Below are 20,242 nucleotides of genomic sequence, written 5' to 3'. Positions count from 1 at the left end.
GACGGCGATGTGCCTCAGACGGCGATGTGCCGCTCGGCGACGCCGTTGTAGGCGGAGAGCGGGCGGATGAGGGCGTTCGCCCCGGCCTGCTCGATGATGTGCGCGGTCCACCCGGTCACCCGCGCCGCGACGAACAGCGGAGTGAAGGTGAGGGTGTCGAAGCCGATCAGGTTGTACGCGGGACCCGACGGATAGTCGAGGTTCGGGTAGATCCCCTTGCGGGCGACGAACTCCTGCTCGAGCGCGGCGTAGAGGTCGGCGACGTCGGTGCGACCGTAGTGATCGACGAGGGTGTCCAGTGCCGCCTTCATCGTGGGGACGCGCGAGTCCCCGCTCTTGTAGACCCGGTGCCCGAAGCCCATGATCTTGCGCTTGGCGGCGAGGGCCTCATCGAGCCACGGCTTGACGTTCTCGGCCGTGCCGATCTCGTCGAAGATGTGCAGCACGGCCTCGTTAGCGCCGCCGTGCAGCGGACCCTTGAGCGCGCCGATCGCACCGACGACCGCGGAGTACAGGTCGCTCAGCGTCGAGGTGATCACGCGAGCGGTGAACGTCGACGCGTTGAAGGAGTGCTCCGCGTACAGGATCATCGACCGGTTGAACGCGTCGACGACGACCGGATCCGGCAGCTCGCCGAAGGTCATCCAGAGGAAGTTCGCGGAATAGTCGAGATCGTCGCGCGGAGCGATCGGCTCCTGCCCGCGGCGGCGGCGCTGACCGTAGGCGACGATTGCGGGCAGGGCGGCGAACAGGCGGATGCTGCGCGCCAGGTTGTCCTCGGGGCTCCCTCCGGCGTCGAGCACGGATCCGCCCGCTGCCGGGTCGGTCGCGCCGAGGAGGCTGACCGCGGTGCGGACCTCATCCATCGGATGCGCCTCGAGCGGAACGAGATCGATCGCGGCCTTGACGTTGTCGGCGAGCGCGCGGTGGGCGCGCTCCTCCGCACGGAACGCCGCCAGCTGCGCGGCGTCCGGGAGCTCCCCATGCCACAGCAGGTACGCCACGGCCTCGAACGGCTGCGTCGCAGCCAGCTCCTGCACCGGGTAACCGCGGTACAGCAGACTGTTCGTGTCGGGGTTGACCTTCGAGATCGCCGTCGTGTCCACGACGACGCCGGCGAGGCCCTTCTTGATGTCGGGATCGGTCATTGCCTGCTCCTTTTGCTACTCCCGGTCGTTGAGCGAGCGAAGCGAGTCGAAACGCGTTTCGTCTCGTCGCTGCGCTCCTTGCTCAACGGCCGGAGGTGTCGATGGTGAAGTTGAAGACGCCGGAGTCGAAATGGTTGTACGACTCGTAGTCGATGAGGTCGTAGAGATCGGCGCGGTGCTGCATCTCGCCGAGCCTGCTGGTCAGATGCCCGTCGTCGTTCAGCGTATCGAGTGCCCGCCCGGCCGCCCCCATCGCGATGCGCAGCAGCGAAACCGGCCAGATGACGATGCTGACGCCGGCGTCCTGCAGCTGCGCCGTGGAGAACAGCTCGCTCTTGCCGAACTCGGTCATGTTCGCGAGGATCGGCACGTCCAGAGCCTTCGCCATCGCCTCGAACTCGGCGAGGTCACGCATCGCCTCCGGGAAGATCGCATCGGCGCCGGCATCCACCAGTGCCTTCGCACGGTCGATCGCGGCATCCAGCCCTTCGACGCCACGGATGTCCGTGCGCGCCATGATGAGGAAGTTCGAGTCCCTTCGGGCGTCGGCCGCCGCGCGGATGCGCTTGACCGCCGTGTCCTCGTCGACGACGCTCTTGCCGTCGAGATGACCGCAGCGCTTCGGGTTGACCTGGTCCTCGATGTGGGCGCCGGCGAGGCCGGCATCCTCGAGCTCCTGGATCGTCCGGGCGACGTTCATCGGCTCGCCGAATCCGGTGTCGGCATCGACGATGGCCGGGAGGTCCGTCATCCGGGCGATCTGCTTCGCGCGTCCGGCGACCTCGGTGAGGGTGGTCAGGCCGATGTCGGGCAGGCCGAGGTCGGCGGCGAGCACCGCACCCGAGATGTAGACCCCGTCGAAGCCCTTCTGCTCGATGAGGCGCGCAGAGAGCGGGTTGAAAGCGCCGGGGAACTGTAGCAGTTCCCCGCCGGCGAGCCGCTCTCGGAACAGCCGCCGCTTCTCCGCGGGTGTGACGGTGGAGTACAGCATCAGAACAGCCCCTTCGGAGCATCCGCTGCCTCGAGCAGGCCGGGCTTCGCGATGATCGACAGCTCGCCGACCTCGGCGACCGTGAGCTCGGGCAGACGCTGCACGAGCGCGAGGAAGCGCTCGATCTCGGCCGGCTCGAGCACCGGCTCTGCCAGCAGCCGGAACTTCGCGACGTAGTTCTCGCGCACGAACGGCCGAGCCCCCAGCGGGTGGGCGTCCGCGACCGCGATCTCGTCGACCACGGTGGTGCCATCGGTGAGGCGGATCTCGACGCGGCCGCCGAACGCCTTCTCGTCGGGGTCTTCGGAGTGGTACCGACGCGTCCACTCGGCATCCTCTGCCGTGGTGATCTTGTGCCACAGTGCGACGGTGTCTTCCCGGCCGGCCCGCTCCGGGGTGTACGAGTCGACGTGGTGCCAGCCGCCGTCCTGCAGGGCGACCGCGAAGATGTACGGCACCGAGTGGTCGAGGGTCTCGCGCGACGCGGTCGGATCGTACTTCTGCGGGTCGTTCGCGCCGGAGCCGATCACGTTGTGGGTGTGGTGGCTGGTGTGGATGACGATGGCCTCGACGTTCGCCGGGTCCCGCAGTGCCGGGTTCTCGATGCCGAGCTTGCGTGCGAGGTCGATCAGCGCCTGCGCCTGGTACTCGGCCGAGTGCTCTTTCGTGTACGAGTCGAGGATCGCGCGCTTCGGCTCGCCGGGGGCGGGCAGTGGCACCTGGTAAGACGCATCCTTGCCGTCGAGCATCCAGGCGATCACGCCGTCCTCGCCTTCATAGATCGGAGACGGCGAAGTCTGTCCGCGCATGGCCCGATCCACAGCTTCGACCGCCATCTTGCCGGCGAACGCCGGAGCGTGCGCCTTCCACGTGGAGATCTCGCCCTTGCGGCTCTGCCGAGTGGCGGTGGTGGTGTGCAGCCCCTGACCGACCGCCTGGTAGATGGTCTCCACGTCGAGTCCGAGCAGGGTGCCGATGCCGGCGGCGGCCGAGGGGCCGAGGTGTGCGACGTGGTCGATCTTGTGCTTGTGCAGGCAGATGGCGCGCACCAGGTCCATCTGGATCTCGTACCCGGTCGCGATGCCGCGCACCAGGGCCCGGCCGTCTGCCCCGACGTGCTGGGCCACCGCGAGGATCGGCGGGATGTTGTCACCGGGGTGCGAGTACTCGGCCGCGAGGAACGTGTCGTGGTAGTCGAGCTCACGCACCGCGACGCCGTTCACCCAGGCCGCCCACTCGGGGCTGGTCCGGTCGTCGAGCGCGGCTCCGAACACGGTCGCGCCGGCCCCGCCCCTCGACACCGGGTGGCTGAACGCCTGCGCGCGGGCGGCGTTGATCGGGGCGCGGGTGAGGGATGCCGCGGCGACCGAGGCGTTGTCGATGATCCGGTTGATGATCATGTCGACGACGTCCTGCTCGACCTCGACCTGGTCGGCGGCGACCTCGGCGATCTTCCAGGCGAGCTGGTCTTCTCGCTCGAGCGTCTCGGAGCTGGGGTAGACGCGGACGTGGTGGTTGATGGTCATGCTGATCCTTCCGGAAGGGATTCGAGGATGCTCGTGAGCGCGTTGTGCAGGTGCACGTGCGTGGCGTGGGCGGCGAGATCGCCGTCGCGAGCGGCGAGCGCCTCGGCGATGGTGCGATGCTCGGAGGCGGAGGCTGCGAGTCGCGCCGGCTTGTCGCGGGCCATGCGTCGCACCCGCACCAGGTGGGTGCGCACCGTGCGCAGTGCCGAAGATATGTAGTCATTGGCGACGGCCGCGTCCAGTGCGGCGTCGAAGCGTGCGATGAGCGCGTAATACGCATCCCGGCCCTCTGCGGCGGTGAGATCGACGTGCGCGAACTCGCCGGCGAGGTCCTGGAACAAGGCGGCGTCGCCACGGGCGGCCGCGAGCCGAGCAGAGGTCTCCTCGAGCGCCCGGCGGATCTCGAAGAGGGCGCGGATGTCGTCGGCATCCAGATCCGCCACGACCGTCACGCGCGGCGACTGCTGCACGACGAGGCCGTCGGCGGCGAGCCGACGGAGGGCCTCGCGCATCGGCGTGCGGCTGATACCGAGGCGTGCCGCCTGTTCGACCTCTCCGAGCACCAGCCCCGACGGCAGGGCGCCCGACTGGATGCCGTCCAGCAGATCGGCATAGGCGCGATCGCTCGCCGTGGTGCGATCGGCGGCGAGAGTCATGAGATTAGTGTATACATAAACAGCTCGCTACGGCATCCGCGCATCCAATGCTGGACCCCTGGTATACATTCGTCGATCTGTCAGGCCGTCACGGCAGCAGGGGCGATCCCCGCGCCTGCACCAGCGCTCAGCGCTCAGCGATGCTCTCCGCCACAACTTCGGGAATCGGCTCGACGAACTCGGGGGCCACCGGCTCCCCCAGCTTCACCACCACGACCCCGACGAGCACCAGAGCCCCGCCGAACGCCTGCAGCAGGTTGGGCAGCTGACCGAGCAGCAGCCAGCCGAACAACAGCGCGGCGACCACCTCGGCGAGCGCGACGAACGAGGCGAGGCGAGACCCGAGCATCCGCGTCGAGGCGATGCCGAGCAGATACGCGACCGCCGTCGCCAGAATGCCGATCGCGAGCACGGGAACGAACCACGGCACCGTGCCGAAGCGGTACGCGATGTCCTGCGTGGTCCACGCGAGCGGCAGTACGCCGATGGCTCCCGCAATGGTGAGCCCGATGGCTCCCAGCAACAGACCGAGACCCGCCATCGCGACAGGGGGCACGCCGGTGTCGGCCCGCCCGGAGAGCACGAAGTACATCGCAGCGCCGACCATGGCGCCCAGCGCCCAGAGGATGCCGCCGCCGTTGACCTGTGCACCGGTGAGGATGTCGAGCATGAGCACGAGACCGACGAAAGCGATGGCGGCGCCGAAGACGCTGCGACGACTGGGGCGCTCACCGCGGCGCAGCCAGAGCCAGAGGACCACGGCGACGGGTGCCGTGTACTCGATGAGGAGCGCCAGCCCGACGTCCATCACGGCCACGGCCTGGAAGTAGCAGACCTGAGTCGCGGCGACCGCGAGCAATCCGTAGGCGGCGATCATTCCGGCATTGCGCCGAAGGACGCCCCATCGGCCGCGCATGGCGATGAGTGTCGGCACGAGGAGAACAAGGGCGGCCACCCAGACCCGCGCAGTGACCGCGGCCCCTGGTGTCCATCCCGCGTCGATCAGACCACGCGCCCACCCTCCCGACATTCCGAAGGCGAACGCGGCGCCGATCGCCAACGGCAGGCCGAGACGCACCCCTCGCGCCTTGTCATTTGCCATTGCGTCCATGACATGTGACGTTACGCTCCGCCGATGTAACATGTCAATATGCTCTTCACCGATGACACCGCGGAAGGCCTGCGCGCGGCCGTCTGGCTGGTGAACTCCGCAGAGGATCCGGACACGCTCGACAGCCTCGACGACGAGGGCGCCTTCCTCTCGATGTTCCCGTACAACGGCCGACTGGACCGCGATGCGGAAGAGCTCGCCTCATTGCGCGCGCTCCGCCCCCGCCTGCGCGCCATGCTGCTCGCCCCGCGCGACGAGATGGCGGCGCACGTCAACGCCGCGCTCGGGGAGTCGAATCTCGCCCCCCAGCTCGTCAGGCATGTCAACGCCGACTGGCACCTGCACGCGGTCGCCGACGAGCAGCCGCTCGCCGAGCGCGTGCTCATCGAGACCACCATGGCGCTGATCGACGTCATCCGCGCCGATGAGGGGTCGCGCATCTCCGTCTGCGACGACGACACGTGCAATGCCCTCGCCCTCGACCTCTCCCGCAACCGCTCGAAACGCTACTGCTCGGCCACCTGCGCGAATCGAAACGCCGTCGCGGCGTACCGTGCGCGGCGCGCTGGCGACGACTGAGGTCCTGCCCGCCGCGCGTCAGCGGGCGTCGCGGGCGAGCGCGGCCTCCCGCCAGGCGTCGGCGATGATCTCGGACCCGAGCCTGGTCGGGTGCACGCCGTCGGGCGCGAGGTCGGCGATCGGATGCTCGGATGCCGCCGCCGTGAAGATGTCGTGCAGCGGCACCAGCTCCGCGCCGAACTCTGCCGCGAGCGAGCGGACCACGGCGCGCTTCTCATCGAGATCGGGCAGCCATTCCTGCTGCTCGGCGAGAACCGGCAGGAAGAACGGCTCCATGAGGATGAGCCGCGGTCGGTGCGCCTCGACCACTTGAGTGAGCAGCGCACGCAACGTCGACTCGAAATCGGCTGCGGACGTCGGGTCGCCACTGTCGAAGCGCCGCCACATGTCGTTCACACCCACGTACACGGTCAGCAGGTCGGGCCCTGTCGGCATCAGCTCGGCGTCCCACCGTGCGGCGAGATCCTTCGCCCGATTGCCGCTGATCCCGAGGTTTCGCACGGTCGCGCCCTGGGCGGCGAACCCGTCAGCGAGCAACGAGACGTAGCCGTCGCCCAGCGAGGCCGGGTCCGCGCGATCGCGTCCGGCATCCGTGATCGAGTCCCCGATGAAGACGATGCGGTCGAGGTGATCCATGAGTGCTCCTTCGTCGAACTCCGATCACCCTATCGGAAGACTCACCCCTCCCCCACGACCCCCTCGAACAGTCCGACGTGGTTGCCGTCGGGGTCGACGATCACCGCCCAGGAGCTGTTCTCGTCGATCGGCTGCTTCTCCATCGCGACAGAGCCTCCCGCGGCGAGCGCCGCCGCGACTGTGTCGTCGATGGAGTCGACCTCGACGTATGAGCGCGGATGCGTGAAGTCGTCGCTGCGCGGCGCGAGCCCGCCGCCGGAGATGCCGTTCGGGGCTCGCCACATCGGATAGCCCTCGAACCCGGGCATCTCCGCGATATCCCAGCCGAACAGGCCCGAATAGAACGACTTCGCCCTCTCCATGTCGCCCACCGGGATGTCGATGTGCGTGATGTCGCCGTGCGCCATGATGCTCCCTTCCACCGAGTTCTCGTCGAGTCCCCGTCGAACCGACGAGAACAGTCTCGTCCCCTCGACAGGGCCCGACAAGAGCCTCCGCTCGGCTTCACGGAAACGCGGATCTCAGGCGGAGACGTGCCCGACCACACCCTTGCGCAGCAGGGCGTTGCCGTACTTGCGGGTCTCGCCGGTGCGCACCATCAGATACGCCTCGCGGGCCACCTCGTAGTACGCGAAACGCTCGACGAAGCGGGTGGTGTCCAGCGTCGTGCCGGCGGCATCCATCAGCTCGCTCTGCACGTCGAGCACCTCGCCGTCGGCCGATGTCATCAGGTCGATGCCGGGCGCGTCATCCAGCGGAATCACGGTGCGGATCGCGGCGAGTACCTCGGGGGTGGTCGTGCCGGGCAGGTCGATCACGTGGCGCCCCAGCGCCCACGCCGGGAAGTGCGCGTCGGCGATGACGACCGAGTCGGAGTGACCCATCCGATCGAGGTGCAGCAGCAGCTCTCCGGTGAGCAGCGGGTGGATGCCTTCCAGCACGTGTTTCTCCTTCAGATCGTTGCGACGGAAGCCTGGATGAGGCCTTCGGCGGCGAGGTTCTGCCAGAGTGCTTCGGGAATCTCCAGGGCAGCGTAGTCGGCGTTCTGCTGCAGCTGCGCCGGGCGGCTGCCGCCCACGACCACGGAGCGCACCTCGGGAGCCTGGAGCGGGAACTGGATGGCGGCCGCCGGAAGCGGCACGTCGTGGTCGTCGCAGACGGCGGCGATCCGGACGAGCCGTTCCCACAGCGCATCCGGCAACTGCCCGTATTCGTAACGCCCGTCGCGCCGCGGCGCGCTGGATGCCAGCAGGCCCGAGTTGAAGACGGATGCCGCGACGATGCCGGTTCCGGTCTCCCGGCACGCCGGCAGCACGTCGGCCGCCGCGGGCTGCTCGAGCAACGTGTACCTCCCGGCGACCATGATGAGGTCGAGGTCGGCCCCGCGCACGGCGGCAGCGAGAGCATCCGACACCATCGAGCCGATGCCGATCATGGGGGCCTCCCCCTCCTCGCGGAGCTGCTCGAGCGCGGGCAGCGCCTCGGCAAGTGCAAGTTCGAGATCGTGCCGTTCCGGGTCGTGCAGGTAGACGAGGTCGATGCGCTCGATGCCGAGCCGCTCGCGCGATTCCTCGAGGCTGGTGCGAACGCCCGCCTCCGAGAAGTCCCAGACGCGCCGGAGATCGGCAGGCACGTGGAAATCATTGGCCGTGTCGAGCCCGCCGTCGTGGTCGGGGTTCGGCCGCAGGAGGCGGCCGACCTTGGTCGAGAGCACGTACTCGTCGCGCGGCTTCGTCTGCAGGAACGCACCGAGGCGCCGTTCGGAGAGCCCGAGGCCGTAGTGCGGCGCGGTGTCGAAGTAGCGGATGCCGCTCTCCCACGCGGCATCCAGCACCGCCCAGGATTCATCGTCGGTGAGTTCGCGGAAGAGGTTGCCGACGTTGGCGGCACCGTAGCCGAGGCGGGGGAAGCCCGTGCGGAGATCAGGCGACGACGACATGCTCGCCCTTCCAGGTGTAGGCCGCGATGCTGGACGCTTTCATCTCCATGCTCGTTCCTGGCGCCGTCGGCACCATGTAGGAACCGCCCTGGATGTTCGTCGGCACGACGAAGTGCTCGTGCAGGTGGTCCACGTATTCGATCATGCGGCCGTCACGGCTGCCGCTCACCGCCACGAAGTCGAACATCGACAGGTGCTGCACGGCCTCGCAGAGGCCGACGCCGCCGGCGTGCGGACAGACCGGAACTCCGAACTTCGCGGCGAGAAGCAGGTTGGCGATGTTCTCGTTGACGCCGCCGACGCGGACGGCGTCGATCTGCATCACCGCGATGGCATCCGCCTGCAGCAGCTGTTTGAAGATCATCCGGTTCTGCGCGTGCTCACCGGTGGCCACGCGGATGGGCGCCACGCCGCGGGCGATCTCGGCGTGCCCGAGGATATCGTCGGGGCTGGTGGGCTCCTCGATCCACGCGGGGTGGAACTCGGCGAGCGCGTTCACCCACTCGATCGCCTCGGAGACCTCCCAGCGCTGGTTGGCGTCGATCGCGATCGGGAAGTCGGGGCCGCACACCTCGCGTGCCTTGCGGAAGCGACGGATGTCGTCATCCAGATCGGCGCCGACCTTGAGCTTGATCTGAGTGAAGCCGTCGGCCATCGCCTCTCGGGCGAGGCGCTCCAGCTTCTCGTCGGAGTAGCCGAGCCAGCCGGGGCTGGTCGTATATCCGGGGTACCCGGTGGCCAGCAGCTCCTGCTCGCGAGCGGCCCGCCCGGGTTCCGCGTCCCGCAGGATCTTCAGGGCGTCCTCGCGAGTGAGCGCGTTGGTGAGGTATCGGAAGTCCACGAGATCGACGAGCTCTTCCGGCGTCATCCTCGCCAGGAGCTGCCAGAGCGGGAGCCCGGCGCGCTTCGCCTTGATGTCCCACAGCGCGTTGATCACCGCACCGATCGCCATGTGCATGACGCCCTTCTCCGGGCCGAGCCAGCGCAGCTGCGAGTCGCCGATGATCTCGCGGAACGTGCCGCCCATGTCATCGATGAGCGGCTCGAGCTCGCGCCCGACGAGGTGACCGGCGAGCGCGTCGATCGCGGCGACCTGCACGTCGTTGCCGCGGCCGATCGTGAACACGAAGGCATGACCCTCGATATCGTCCCCGGCGTCGGTGCGCACGATCACGTAGGCAGCCGAGTAGTCGGGGTCGGGGTTCATCGCGTCCGAGCCGTCGAGACTGAGCGACGTCGGAAAACGGATGTCGGTGGTGTCGAGTGCGACGATACGGCTCACGGGTTCCTCTCCCTGGCATGAGCGAATGACTCATGCGGATCTCTTGGAGTGTAAACATCGGATGTCTATACTGTCAACGAGGGCGGCTGAGAAAGCGACCCACCGATCGAATCATCCAGACGAAGCAGGAGAACCATGAAGTTCGCACGGCTTGGCGACCCGGGGACCGAGATCCCCGTTCTCGTAGAGGGCGACCACTACCTCGACCTTCGGGCCGTGACATCCGATGTGAACGGTGATTTTCTCGCCGGTGACTTCCGTGCGCGCATCGCGGCGGCCCGGGAGGCGGACCAGCTCCCCGTGCTCGAGGATGCGGCGGCGATGCGTATCGGCGCGCCGATCGCCCGCCCGAGCGCGGTCATCTGCATCGGCATGAACTACGCGGCGCACGCCGCAGAGTCAGGCTCAGAGCCCCCGACCATCCCGATCGTGTTCCTGAAGACGCCGAACACCGTGGTCGGCCCGAACGACACCGTGATGATCCCCCGTGGCAGCGAGAAGACCGACTGGGAGGTCGAGCTCGGCATCGTCATCGGACGCCGAGCGGCCTACCTCGACTCCCCCGAGGAGTCGCTCGACCATGTCGCCGGATTCGTCGTCGCGAACGACGTGTCCGAGCGCGACTTCCAGATGGCCGTCTCCGGCGGTCAGTGGTCGAAGGGCAAGATCGCCTTCGGCTTCAATCCGACCGGCCCGTGGCTGGTCACCCGCGACGAGGTCGACCACCAGGCGCTCGGGTTGCGCAGCTTCGTCAACGGCGAGCCGCGTCAGGACTCGAACACCGCCGACATGATCTTCTCGGTCGAGCACATCGTGCACCACCTCTCGCAGTACGTGACCCTCGAGCCGGGCGACCTGATCCTCACCGGAACACCGCAAGGCGTCGCCCTCTCCGGCAAGTACCCCTACATAGCACCCGGTGACATCGTCGAGGTGGAGATCGATGGACTGGGCCACCAGCGCCAGGAATTCGTCGCATGGGAGGCACGGAAATGACCCGCTCACTTGAGGGACTGGTGGCGATCGTCACCGGCGGCGCCTCCGGCATCGGCGCAGCCATCGCCGAACGACTGCACGCCGACGGTGCGCAGATCGCCGTGCTCGATCGCGACACGGCCGGCGCGGATGCCGCGTTCGCCGCCTTCACGGCCGATGTCTCGGACCGCGCGTCGGTGGATGCTGCGGTCGCCGCGGTGGCTGAGAAGTTCGGCCGCATCGACATCGTCGTGAACAACGCCGGCATCGGCGCCCAGGGCGATATCGCCGCGAACGACGATGACGAGTGGGCACGAGTGCTGTCGATCAACGTCACCGGAATCGCCCGTGTCACCGCGGCAGCGCTGCCATGGCTGCGGAAGTCTCCAGCGGCGGCAGTCTGCAACACGGCATCCATCGCCTCCACCACCGGGCTCCCGCAGCGCGCGCTCTACAGCGCGTCGAAGGGCGCGGTATCGGCCCTGACGCGGGCGATGGCCGCCGACCACCTCCGTGAGGGCATCCGCGTGAACGCCGTGAACCCGGGCACCGCCGACACCCCCTGGGTGCAGCGCCTGCTCGATTCGGCTGCGGACCCCGCCGCCGAACGTGCGGCACTCGAGGCGCGTCAGCCGCATGGCCGCCTCGTCTCCGCCGGCGAGGTCGCTGCAGCCGTGGCCTACCTCGTCAGCCCCGCGGCCGGATCGACGACCGGCACCTTCATCGAGGTCGACGGCGGCATGGCGCGGCTGCGGCTCCGCTCCGAGTAGCCTTCGACGCCGTCTCTTCCGCTCCCGTCGCGAAAATGCCCGGTATTCCGAACGGATACCGGGCATTCTTGCGACCGGAACACCGGAAGCCGGCGACGGGAGCACCAGCCACTGGCAGACCTCAGCCTTTGAGACCGGAGTGCGCGAGCCCTTCCACGAACTGACGCTGGGCCACGATGAACACGATCAGCATCGGCACCACCGTCATGGTCGCGGCGGCGAGCTGCGTGTTCCACATCTGTCCGCCATACGCATCCGTGAACCGGGTCAGTGCCTGCGGCAGCGTGAACAGCTCCGGCGACGTGAGGTACACCGTCGGTTCGAGATAGAGGTTCCACGACGAGAGGAAGGTGAGGATCGCGACCGCCGACAGCGCCGGCTTGGACAGCGGAAGACTGATCCGCCACCAGATCGCCGGCCTGCCCAACCCGTCGATGCGCGCCGCCTCCTCCAGCTCGACGGGCAGCGACAGGAAGAACTGCCGCATGATGAACGTCGCGAGGACGCACGGGGCGGCGAGCGCCGTCACCAGTATCAACGGCCAGTGGGTGTTGATCATCCCCCACTGCTTGAACATCTGGAACAGCGGCACGATCGTCACCTCGCCGGGCACGAGCAGACCGACCAGCACCACGAGGAACAGCGCATCCGCAAAGGGAAAGCGGATGCGGGCGAAGGCGTAGCCGGCGAGACTCGACACCGCCATCACGATCGCCGTGACGAGCACCGCGATGTACACGCTGTTGAAGTACTGCTGCGCGAACGGCTGGAAGGTGAATGCCTCGACATAGGCGGCGACCGTCGGGTTCTCCGCGAACAGCGCGGGCGGCGAGCGGAAGATCTCTGCCAGCGGCTTGAACGATGACGTGATCATCCAGATCGTCGGCACCGCGAACGGCACGGCGAGGACGATCAGCGCTGCGATGAGGATCACTCGGCGGATGCGGGATCCCTCACTCCTCATAGAACACCCACTTCCGGCGGAGCTGCCACTGCAGCATGGTCAGCAGCATCACGAAGGTCAGCAGCATCAGGGCGAGCGTCGACCCGTAGCCGATGTCGTTGAACTCGAACGCCTGCTGGAAGACGTAGTAGACGAGCACGGTGGTCGACAGACCGGGGCCGCCGCCGGTGAGTACCGCGACGTTGGCGAATGCCTGCAGCGATCCGACGATGGTGATGACGGCGGTCAGCATGAGCGTCGGTGAGATCAGGGGCAGGGTGATCCGGAGGAAGATCCGCCCCGGTCCTGCACCGTCGATCCGGGCCGCCTCGTAGAGCTCCGACGGCACGCCTTGGAGCGCAGCGAGGAAGAGCACCATGTTCACCCCGACGCTGCGGATGACCTGGGTGACGATGACCGAGATCATCGCCGTGTCGCCGGAGAGCAACCAGTTCGGCCCGTCGATACCGAAGACCGCGAGGAGCGCGTTGATGCCCCCGTTGTCCTGCAGCAGGAATCCCCAGACCAGCGTCCACGCGACCACCGAGACGATCACGGGCGAGAAGAAGATCGTGCGGAAGATCGTCACGCCGCGGAAGCGGCGGTTGAGGAGAACCGCGAGGCCGAGGCCCGCCGCGATGTTGAGCACGACGATGCCGAGTGAGAACACCGCGGTCGCACCGAGCACCGCCGGTAACTGCGGGTCCGTCAGCAGAGCGGCGTAGTTGTCGCCGCCGACGAACGTGAGTTCTCCGCGGAAGATGTTCCACTCGTTGAGGCTGTACCAGATGCCCAGTCCCACGGGCACGAGCACGAACAGCACGACGCCGGCCAGTTGCGGCGCGATGAAGAGATAGCCGGTGAGGTGGTCGCGCCGCCGCATCGTCCAGAACGGGCGGTGCGGATCCCGGGGCGCCACCGCGCCCCGGGACTCGATCACCGTGTCGAGAGCGGTCACTTCGACAGCAGCGGCTCGATGGCTTCGCAGGTCGCAGCGAGCACGGCCTCGACGTCGGCATCCGCCGCCCACATCGCATCCAGAGCGGTCTTGCCCGCAGCCTTGATCTCCGCGGGTCCCGTGTGGTTGGGCAGCGTCACCGCGTCGGGCAGCTGGTCGATGACGACGCTCTCGAGCTGGTCGGCCGTGAGCTTCGGGTTGTTCGCGGCGAGCTGCTCACCGGTCAGCAGCGACTCACGGGGCGGCGGGAAGTACGCGGCGAGCTTCTCCGCGTTCTCCGGGTTCGTGAGGAATGCGAGGAAGTCTGTCGCCTCCTGCACGTGCGGGCTCGTGGCGAGCACGCCCACACCGGCCTGACCGATGACGGAGTATTCGCCCTCGGGCCCGTTCGGCAGCGGGATCACGTCGTACGCGAAGGATCCATCGAGCAGCGCCGCGCGCGACACCTGGGCGACAGTGAAGGCTGCGTCGCCGGCGAAGAAGTCCGCGGTGGTCCCCGGCCCTGGCATCGACTGATCGACGAAGGCCGCGTCGTGCAGGAACGTGAAGGCGTCCACCATCTCCGGACTGTCGAAGGTGCAGGTCTTGCCATCCGCGCTCCAGGCGCTGGCACCCCAGCCGGTCCACACCGTCGCGAGCTGGCCCCAGTTCGCGTAGTCGAAGTCGCGGATGACGAAACCGGCCTTGCCGGTGGCCTGGTGCACGGTGGCGCCGAGTTCGCTGATCTTCTCCCACGTGACGTCGCCGTCGATGGCGGCTCCGGCCTGTCCGAGGAGATCCTTGTTGACGTAGAGGGCGAAGGGCGAGTTCGAGAACGGGTAGGCGTACAGCTCATCGTCGACCGCGAACTCCGCGGTGACGCTGCCGACGAGATCGTCGTAGTTCCAGCCCTTGGTGGCCTTCAGAGCATCGGTCAGCGGCACGAGGGCGTCCGCCTCGATGAGGTCGCGAGACAGGTCACCCATCCAGGCCAGATCCGGCGCGTTGCCGCCGGCGATCTGCGTCGTGAGGGTGGTGTTGTAATCGGCGAAGGGCAGCGATTCGTACGTGATCTCGCCGATCTCCGGGTGGTCCGCCTTGTATGCCTCGGCGATCTCATCGAAGAGTGCGAGCTGATCCTCGTTCGACGTCCACACCGACATGCGCAGGTCCACGCTTCCCGGGGCGGCAGTGGTCTCGACGGGAGTCGGCGCGGCTGCCCCGCATCCCGCCAGTGCCAGGCCCAACGCGGCGATTGCGGTCGCCGCACCCAGCTTCTTTGCTGTTGACATCTTCCTTCTCTTCTCTAGTAGCCGATGATCTCGGGCCAGTGGATCTCGATGCCCGCCTCGACGAGGCGGGCCTGGAAAGCGATGACGAGTGCCCGGTCCGCCAGAACGGCGCCGGGATCGAGCGCGCCTTCCAGACAGAAGGCAGCGAGCTCGCCGGCCGACTCGCCGATGTTCCACTCGACGGGGTGCAGGCGATAGGCGCCGTTCGTGATGTGGGTGGTGCCGATGTTCTTCGCCGCCGGCAGGAAGTTGCGCAGCCGCACGGGAACGAGCGCGCCCAGGGGGATCTCGAACGGCGCGCACTCGACATCGATGTAGTTGTCACCACCTGTGGAGGGGTGGATGTCGATCCGGTACATGCCGACGCCGACGGAGTCGTCGAAGGTCGCGGGCCCGCCGTGTCCGCGGAGCGCCACCGAGATGTCCTGCTCAACGACCGTGCGTCGTGCGACGATCCGCCGTGACTCACGGATGTAGGGCGCCTGAGCGAATCCGTCTTCGGTACCGGCGACGTCTCCCCGCAGGCGGAGCCCCGGAAAACCGAAGCCGCCGTCGGGTCGCGGAGCCTCGGTCTGCAGCCAGTACACGTACGACCGCGCGAGTTCCTTGGCGCCGGCCAGGTGGTCCGCGGCATCCGCGGTGTCGATGACAGAGCCGTCGAGGTAGTCGAGCATCGGCCAGTTGGCCACGACCACGTCGCTGTCGAGGAAACCGGGGACGAAGTTCTCACGGGCGAGAATGCGACGGAACTCCCAGAGGTCTCGGTCTCCCGCGTCGGTTCTCTGATCGGATGCTCCGCGCTCGACGATCGGCGGGTTGACGTTCATGGTGCGCGTCACGGGTTCCAACGTGCGCGGATCCGGTGCGGTGAACGAGAGCAGCGGGGCGCCCCAGAACTCCGGATGGGCCGCCCGAAAACGGTCGTACTCCGCAGGTCGCTCGATCGTGTGATCGGCGCCCTCCTCGTGGTCGAACGCGAAGCACCAGGTGATCGCCTGCACGTTCTGCGGGTCGGACACCTCGGCGGCGTTCGGCTCCCCTGTCTCGGCGCGAGATTCGGCGCCGACGACGTACTCGGCATTGACGAGAGGGAGGAGATCACCGGTTTCGGTGGCGTCGAGGACGAAGGACGCGGTGATCTCGCGCCGCTGCCCGTCGTGCTCGACAAGGACCGACGTCACGAGGTCGCCATCGACGGTCGCCGCGACAGGCAGCGCCGGCTGCAGAACGGTGAGCAGCCCGCTGGCACGGTAGGGCGCGAGCAACGCATCGAGCACTGCGACCGCGACGCGCGGCTCGTGGCACAGCCGACTGACCCGACCGAGTCCGGGGTTCAGCTCCTTCGTCGAACGAGCGCGCTCGGTGAGCGGATAGTTCTGGCGGTAGTAGTCGCGGATGCCGTCGCGGAGCGCGCGATAGGACGCGGTGATCCCGAACTGCTCGACCCAGTACGACTCGTCAGGCGGAACGATCTGCGAGGTCAGCTGCCCTCCGAGCCAGGGGTACTGCTCGGTGAGGATCACCTGGCGACCCCGCCGGAGCGCGGCCAGCGCAGCCGCGACCCCGCCGAGTCCTCCGCCGACGATGAGAACGTCGGTCTGCAACGACGTCATCGACTCACCGCGTGAAGGGTCGCGCCGTCGACGATCTCGCCGGTCAACAGCACCTGCTTCTGCAGGTCACCGCGTTCGGCCACGTCGGTGAGGATGATGTCCTGGAGCAGCGACAGCGCCCGCGACGCGACGGCCTCGCGGCGCAGATCGAATCCGCTGAGCGGTGCGCCGTCGATGGCGTGACCGGCGACGTCGGCGAGCGCGACGTAGCTGAGGGCGGCATCCGGCGCCTCTGCGGCGAGCGCGGACGCTGCGGACTCGGCGAGGAACGCGTCCTCGGCGATCACGGCGGTGGAGTCCAGCTCGAGTACGCGACGAGCGATCGCCGCGCGATCGAGGCCGGTCACATCGATCGAGGTGACCGCGATGCGCAGCCCTGAGGCCGCCTGGGCGATTCCGGAACGGCGGTCGGCTGCGGCGGGGGCGACCGTGCCGTGGTGGAGGTAGACCGCGCGCTCGTGACCGAGAGCCGCGAGGCGGCGGATGATCTCGCCGGTGAGCGACAGGTAGTCGATTCCGACGTACGGCACATCCGGCTCATCCCGACGTCCGACGGCGACGAACGGGAAACCCTCGGCGACCAGTCGTGCGAGTTCTGCGCCATTCATCTGCTGCCCGAGGAGCAGGCAACCGTCGGCGAGGCGGAACCGGGTGTTCTTGTGGAACAGGCTGCGCGAGCCGTCGACGAGCGGAGAAGCCGTGAAGAAGAGGAGATCGCAGCTGAGCCGTTCAGCGGCGCGTTCGATGCCGTTGAGGAGCGGACCGTAGAAGTCCATGCTCTCGGCCGACAGTGCCGGCTCGTAGGTGAAGATGCCGAGGATCTTGTTGTCGAGTCCGGCGAGGCGACGCGCTGCGGGGTCGACGACGTAGGTCGTCTGCTCGATCGCTCGCAGCACCCGCTCACGAGTGGCCTCGGGGATGCGGACGTTGGAGTAGTCCTTGTCGTTGAGCACCATCGACACGGTCGCCTGGCTCACCCCGGCGATCTTCGCGATCTCGCGCTGGGTGATGCGCCCATTCTTGTTCGTCGTCATTGACCTCTCCTGATCGAGCTCTCCTGATAGTTCGGATTATCAGAACTCGAAGATGACCATAACAGACCGGATCGGATCCTTGTCAAACTCTTGTGCTGGAATCGTTACTCGGTGCATAGTTCCTTGATAATCCCTATCATCATGGAAAGGACAATGATGTCCCCCGATCCCCTGCACCTCACGCTGTCCCGTCGGCACTTCCTCGGCGCCGGTCTGCTCGCGGGCGCCCTGATCGCGCTACCTCCGAGCACCGTCACCGCTTCAGCCGCGGGAACCGACGTCACGCTCACGGCCACCGGCATCCGTGTCGTGGCATCCGTCGGCGGGCGCATCGCCGTGCACAACGCGACCGGAACGCTGCTGATGGCGGGCTCCCGCTTCCAGACGAAGGACACCGTCCACGGCATCCAGACCTCCACCGGCGGCACGCCGTCCCTGGTGACAGTCGGCGGTGAGCAGGCGATCCGGATGGACTACACGATGCCTGTCGCGGCGGGCGGGCAGACCGTGTCTGCCGTCATCCGCGTGCAGACCGCGCAGATGCACGTCGAATGGACGGTGTCGGGATCGACGACCCTCAACCCGGCCGGCTTCATGTTCAGCAGGGCGATCAACCTGCCCACTGCCGCCGACGAGTACATCCCGACGTCGGAGTGGCAGCGCGACGGCGCGGGCGGCGTCCCCTACGAGGTTCCGACGGGCGTCGTCTACCGGTCCGCGTGGGCCGCCGGCCACGGGCTACTGCTGCTGGACTCGTCTCGCAAGGCCTGGACCACATCCACCTGGGTGCACGCCCCCGGCAGCTCGGTGGATGCCACGACCGCCGTGACCCGCGCGAGCCTGATCCTCACCGATGCACGTCCTGCCTCGGGTGCCGCCATCGGGCGCGGAGACGGAGTGGGCATCGAGCTCTCCACGCAGCGGCCGTACAACGTGTGGGATGCGGCGGGCGACGTGACGGCGACGGTCACGGTGACCAATGCCCACGCGGTCGACGACACCTTCGCGCTGGACTGGTGGGCGCGTGACGACAACGGGGTCGTCGTCACCTCCGGCACGCAATCGATCACGATCCCCGCTCTGTCCACGGCGGATGCGGCGATCACGGTCCCTCTGGAAGCGGAGGGGATGGTGCTGCTCGAGGCGACCGCCACGACGACGAGCGACAGCGCATTCGCGCGCACCACACTCGCCGCGCTGACCCCGTTCGGCTACACCGCGGGTTCGGCCAGCATGTTCGGGATCGCGAACTACCCGTGGCTGCTGAACGCCGGCGAGCAGGCGACCCTCGACCTCTGGCAGAAGATCGGCATCCAGTGGATCCGGATCGCCTACGACGGCGGGCCGGGGCTGCCGCCATCGGCGTACGACGCTCGAGGGATGGATCACAACCTCGAACTGCAGCCCGACCTCACGGCGACCGATGCCGCTCTGGTCACCTGGGCCGGGTCCAGCACGGCCACGGCCATCGCAGCAGGGGCAACCTGGTTCGAGGTGGGCAACGAGCTCAACCGTCCGTTCAATACCGGCGATGCCGCCCCGGCATACGTGGAGCGCGTGCTCAAGCCGGTGCACGCGGCGCGCGCCGCCCAGGGCGCCGACTTCCGGATCATGAACAACGGACTCGCGGGAATGGATCGTCCATGGTTCGAGGAGTTCCACGCTGCCGGCGGGTGGGATCTCGTCGACGGCGTGGCCTTCCACCCCGGGCGTGGGAACTTCACTCCCGACTTCGTCCCGGACGGAGACGGCGGCGAATGGAGTCCCGGGGCCACCGGAACGTACTGGAACTTCCTCGGTGGCCTTCGCCAGCTGAAGGAGATGATGTCCGAGTACGGCGAGAAGGAGATCTGGCTCACCGAGGCCTATGCCTGCACCCGGCCCAACGCGTGGTGGAACGACACCTATCGGCACGCCGCCGAGAACGTGCTGCTCTCGCTCGCTCTCGCCAAGGCCGAGGGTGTGCGGGCCGTGTGCTGGTATCAGTTCTTCGATTCGTACACGATCAGCCCGATGGGCGCCGACCCCGAGGACACGGAGTACCACTTCGGGCTGGTGAATCGAGACCTCGGGCCCAAGCCGTCGCTCCTGGCCTATGCGACGGCAGCCCGCGCGTTCGATCAGGCCGAGTTCGTCCGCTGGGTGCACCTCGATGACGGAACCACCCACGGCCTGCTCTTCACCACGCCGGAGGGCCCGCTCGCCGTGCTCTGGAACCGCAGCGACGGATACCTGCTCAACACCGCCGGTGCCCGCACGGACTGGCGCTTCCCCGCGCCGGAGATCTGGCAGGACGGTTGGTCGACGAAGACCCAGGTGACGCTCCCGGCCACGGCGACGGTCACAGAGACGGACTCCTTCGGCCGAACGAGCGCACTGGCCTCGTCGGGCGGGCAGGTGCAGCTCAACCTCGACGGTGCGCCTCGGATCTACCGAGGGCTGCTCCTCGACGGCCTCGACGCCGGGCCGGTGGCGACCTCGGGCGCGGTGTCCGTCCAAGCCACGCGAACCGACGGCAGAGCCGCCCTCACCGTGACGGTGCAGGGTGCGGGTGACCGCGACACCGACGTGCGCATCGAGACGACGCTCGGATCGGATCGGATCAAGCGCCTCGCCCCTGGCGAGACCCAGACGCGCACGTTCGTCGCCGACGGGCTGACGATTCCCGCAGGAGCGGCGACCGTCCGCACGCATGCGCTCGGCTCCGGACAGCCCGAGACCCACACGATCGAATACGTGGCGTTCGACGCTCGTCCGATCGGCTGACGGGCGCCGCCCGAGCCACCGCCGGTCGCGGGAGGCATCGATCC

General features: G+C 68.0%; 19 protein-coding genes. 4 read left to right on the top strand and 15 right to left on the bottom strand.

Annotation, left to right across the window (positions count from 1 at the left end; translation table 11 throughout):
• Positions 1-14: 14 nt before the first annotated feature.
• The 5 genes from MRBLWO13_RS06910 to MRBLWO13_RS06890 form a co-directional block, all read right to left on the bottom strand.
• Complete coding sequence (locus MRBLWO13_RS06910; RefSeq protein WP_341977320.1) at positions 15-1,148, bottom strand: bifunctional 2-methylcitrate synthase/citrate synthase; 1,134 nt, start codon at positions 1,146-1,148, stop codon at positions 15-17.
• 82 nt (positions 1,149-1,230) lie between these two features.
• Positions 1,231-2,139 carry a methylisocitrate lyase gene (gene prpB, locus MRBLWO13_RS06905; RefSeq protein WP_341977318.1) on the bottom strand — a complete coding sequence of 303 codons (909 nt, stop codon included), beginning with the start codon at positions 2,137-2,139 and terminating at the stop codon, positions 1,231-1,233.
• Positions 2,139-3,665, bottom strand: coding sequence for an MmgE/PrpD family protein (locus MRBLWO13_RS06900; protein ID WP_341977316.1), 1,527 nt, complete (start codon positions 3,663-3,665; stop codon positions 2,139-2,141). The genes prpB and MRBLWO13_RS06900 overlap by 1 nt, the downstream gene beginning before the upstream one ends.
• Entirely contained in the window at positions 3,662-4,321 is a 660-nt protein-coding gene (locus tag MRBLWO13_RS06895; RefSeq protein WP_341977314.1) for a GntR family transcriptional regulator, read from the bottom strand. Before MRBLWO13_RS06895 ends, MRBLWO13_RS06900 begins: the two co-directional genes overlap by 4 nt.
• Positions 4,322-4,448: 127 nt before the next feature.
• Positions 4,449-5,423, bottom strand: a complete 975-nt coding sequence (locus MRBLWO13_RS06890; RefSeq protein ID WP_341977312.1) for an EamA family transporter — start codon at positions 5,421-5,423, stop codon at positions 4,449-4,451.
• A 48-nt stretch (positions 5,424-5,471) separates the two neighbouring features.
• On the opposite strand from MRBLWO13_RS06890, the gene MRBLWO13_RS06885 reads away from it, so the two are divergent.
• Positions 5,472-6,011 carry a CGNR zinc finger domain-containing protein gene (locus MRBLWO13_RS06885; protein ID WP_341977310.1) on the top strand — a complete coding sequence of 180 codons (540 nt, stop codon included), beginning with the start codon at positions 5,472-5,474 and terminating at the stop codon, positions 6,009-6,011.
• An 18-nt stretch (positions 6,012-6,029) separates the two neighbouring features.
• Here the strand turns inward: MRBLWO13_RS06885 and MRBLWO13_RS06880 are convergent, their stop codons facing one another.
• The 5 genes from MRBLWO13_RS06880 to MRBLWO13_RS06860 all read right to left on the bottom strand — a co-directional run bounded on the left by MRBLWO13_RS06880 (position 6,030) and on the right by MRBLWO13_RS06860 (position 9,868).
• Positions 6,030-6,647 carry an SGNH/GDSL hydrolase family protein gene (locus tag MRBLWO13_RS06880; RefSeq protein ID WP_341977308.1) on the bottom strand — a complete coding sequence of 206 codons (618 nt, stop codon included), beginning with the start codon at positions 6,645-6,647 and terminating at the stop codon, positions 6,030-6,032.
• Positions 6,648-6,688: 41 nt separating this feature from the next.
• Positions 6,689-7,054, bottom strand: coding sequence for a VOC family protein (locus MRBLWO13_RS06875; protein ID WP_341978309.1), 366 nt, complete (start codon positions 7,052-7,054; stop codon positions 6,689-6,691).
• Positions 7,055-7,168: 114 nt separating this feature from the next.
• Positions 7,169-7,588, bottom strand: coding sequence for an RbsD/FucU domain-containing protein (locus MRBLWO13_RS06870; protein ID WP_341977306.1), 420 nt, complete (start codon positions 7,586-7,588; stop codon positions 7,169-7,171).
• Positions 7,589-7,599: 11 nt separating this feature from the next.
• A complete protein-coding gene (locus MRBLWO13_RS06865) occupies positions 7,600-8,586 on the bottom strand; it encodes an aldo/keto reductase (protein WP_341977304.1) in 987 nt (328 codons plus the stop codon).
• Positions 8,570-9,868, bottom strand: a complete 1,299-nt coding sequence (locus MRBLWO13_RS06860) for an L-fuconate dehydratase (protein WP_341977303.1) — start codon at positions 9,866-9,868, stop codon at positions 8,570-8,572. The genes MRBLWO13_RS06865 and MRBLWO13_RS06860 overlap by 17 nt, the downstream gene beginning before the upstream one ends.
• A 135-nt stretch (positions 9,869-10,003) precedes the next feature.
• On the opposite strand from MRBLWO13_RS06860, the gene MRBLWO13_RS06855 reads away from it, so the two are divergent.
• Together MRBLWO13_RS06855 and MRBLWO13_RS06850 are read left to right on the top strand one after the other, a co-directional pair.
• Positions 10,004-10,864 (top strand): fumarylacetoacetate hydrolase family protein, encoded by an 861-nt coding sequence (locus MRBLWO13_RS06855; RefSeq protein ID WP_341977301.1) that lies wholly within the window; start codon positions 10,004-10,006, stop codon positions 10,862-10,864.
• On the top strand, positions 10,861-11,613 hold the full coding sequence (locus MRBLWO13_RS06850; protein WP_341977299.1) for an SDR family oxidoreductase: 753 nt from the start codon (positions 10,861-10,863) through the stop codon (positions 11,611-11,613). The genes MRBLWO13_RS06855 and MRBLWO13_RS06850 overlap by 4 nt, the downstream gene beginning before the upstream one ends.
• A gap of 121 nt (positions 11,614-11,734) precedes the next feature.
• Here the strand turns inward: MRBLWO13_RS06850 and MRBLWO13_RS06845 are convergent, their stop codons facing one another.
• Genes MRBLWO13_RS06845 through MRBLWO13_RS06825 form a run of 5 tightly spaced genes read right to left on the bottom strand, consistent with a single transcriptional unit; the run spans position 11,735 to position 17,432 of the window.
• Positions 11,735-12,577, bottom strand: a complete 843-nt coding sequence (locus MRBLWO13_RS06845) for a carbohydrate ABC transporter permease (protein ID WP_341977297.1) — start codon at positions 12,575-12,577, stop codon at positions 11,735-11,737.
• On the bottom strand, positions 12,567-13,514 hold the full coding sequence (locus MRBLWO13_RS06840) for a sugar ABC transporter permease (RefSeq protein WP_341977295.1): 948 nt from the start codon (positions 13,512-13,514) through the stop codon (positions 12,567-12,569). The genes MRBLWO13_RS06845 and MRBLWO13_RS06840 overlap by 11 nt, the downstream gene beginning before the upstream one ends.
• Entirely contained in the window at positions 13,511-14,785 is a 1,275-nt protein-coding gene (locus MRBLWO13_RS06835; RefSeq protein ID WP_341977293.1) for a sugar ABC transporter substrate-binding protein, read from the bottom strand. Before MRBLWO13_RS06835 ends, MRBLWO13_RS06840 begins: the two co-directional genes overlap by 4 nt.
• 14 nt (positions 14,786-14,799) lie before the next feature.
• Complete coding sequence (locus tag MRBLWO13_RS06830) at positions 14,800-16,398, bottom strand: FAD-dependent oxidoreductase (RefSeq protein ID WP_341977291.1); 1,599 nt, start codon at positions 16,396-16,398, stop codon at positions 14,800-14,802.
• Positions 16,395-17,432: a LacI family DNA-binding transcriptional regulator gene (locus MRBLWO13_RS06825; RefSeq protein ID WP_341977289.1), complete on the bottom strand. Its 1,038-nt coding sequence runs from the start codon at positions 17,430-17,432 to the stop codon at positions 16,395-16,397. The genes MRBLWO13_RS06830 and MRBLWO13_RS06825 overlap by 4 nt, the downstream gene beginning before the upstream one ends.
• A 156-nt stretch (positions 17,433-17,588) precedes the next feature.
• Between MRBLWO13_RS06825 and MRBLWO13_RS06820 the strand changes: the two genes are divergently transcribed.
• Positions 17,589-20,198 carry a hypothetical protein gene (locus MRBLWO13_RS06820; RefSeq protein WP_341977287.1) on the top strand — a complete coding sequence of 870 codons (2,610 nt, stop codon included), beginning with the start codon at positions 17,589-17,591 and terminating at the stop codon, positions 20,196-20,198.
• The last annotated feature ends 44 nt before the right edge of the window (positions 20,199-20,242 follow it).

It is taken from the genome of Microbacterium sp. LWO13-1.2, from assembly GCF_038397725.1.
GTDB lineage: Bacteria > Actinomycetota > Actinomycetes > Actinomycetales > Microbacteriaceae > Microbacterium.
Note: the sequence above shows the minus strand (reverse complement) of the source record. Positions and strands in the feature narration are given on the sequence as shown.

Excerpts from the sequence above, each read along its gene's own strand:
- MRBLWO13_RS06910 (WP_341977320.1), bottom strand. The coding sequence starts at position 1,148 with ATGACCGATCCCGACATCAAGAAGGGCCTCGCCGGCGTCGTCGTGGAC.
- prpB (WP_341977318.1), bottom strand. The coding sequence starts at position 2,139 with ATGCTGTACTCCACCGTCACACCCGCGGAGAAGCGGCGGCTGTTCCGA.
- MRBLWO13_RS06900 (WP_341977316.1), bottom strand. The coding sequence starts at position 3,665 with ATGACCATCAACCACCACGTCCGCGTCTACCCCAGCTCCGAGACGCTC.
- MRBLWO13_RS06895 (WP_341977314.1), bottom strand. The coding sequence starts at position 4,321 with ATGACTCTCGCCGCCGATCGCACCACGGCGAGCGATCGCGCCTATGCC.
- MRBLWO13_RS06890 (WP_341977312.1), bottom strand. The coding sequence starts at position 5,423 with ATGGCAAATGACAAGGCGCGAGGGGTGCGTCTCGGCCTGCCGTTGGCG.
- MRBLWO13_RS06885 (WP_341977310.1), top strand. The coding sequence starts at position 5,472 with ATGCTCTTCACCGATGACACCGCGGAAGGCCTGCGCGCGGCCGTCTGG.
- MRBLWO13_RS06880 (WP_341977308.1), bottom strand. The coding sequence starts at position 6,647 with ATGGATCACCTCGACCGCATCGTCTTCATCGGGGACTCGATCACGGAT.
- MRBLWO13_RS06875 (WP_341978309.1), bottom strand. The coding sequence starts at position 7,054 with ATGGCGCACGGCGACATCACGCACATCGACATCCCGGTGGGCGACATG.
- MRBLWO13_RS06865 (WP_341977304.1), bottom strand. The coding sequence starts at position 8,586 with ATGTCGTCGTCGCCTGATCTCCGCACGGGCTTCCCCCGCCTCGGCTAC.
- MRBLWO13_RS06855 (WP_341977301.1), top strand. The coding sequence starts at position 10,004 with ATGAAGTTCGCACGGCTTGGCGACCCGGGGACCGAGATCCCCGTTCTC.
- MRBLWO13_RS06850 (WP_341977299.1), top strand. The coding sequence starts at position 10,861 with ATGACCCGCTCACTTGAGGGACTGGTGGCGATCGTCACCGGCGGCGCC.
- MRBLWO13_RS06845 (WP_341977297.1), bottom strand. The coding sequence starts at position 12,577 with ATGAGGAGTGAGGGATCCCGCATCCGCCGAGTGATCCTCATCGCAGCG.
- MRBLWO13_RS06835 (WP_341977293.1), bottom strand. The coding sequence starts at position 14,785 with ATGTCAACAGCAAAGAAGCTGGGTGCGGCGACCGCAATCGCCGCGTTG.
- MRBLWO13_RS06830 (WP_341977291.1), bottom strand. The coding sequence starts at position 16,398 with ATGACGTCGTTGCAGACCGACGTTCTCATCGTCGGCGGAGGACTCGGC.
- MRBLWO13_RS06825 (WP_341977289.1), bottom strand. The coding sequence starts at position 17,432 with ATGACGACGAACAAGAATGGGCGCATCACCCAGCGCGAGATCGCGAAG.
- MRBLWO13_RS06820 (WP_341977287.1), top strand. The coding sequence starts at position 17,589 with ATGTCCCCCGATCCCCTGCACCTCACGCTGTCCCGTCGGCACTTCCTC.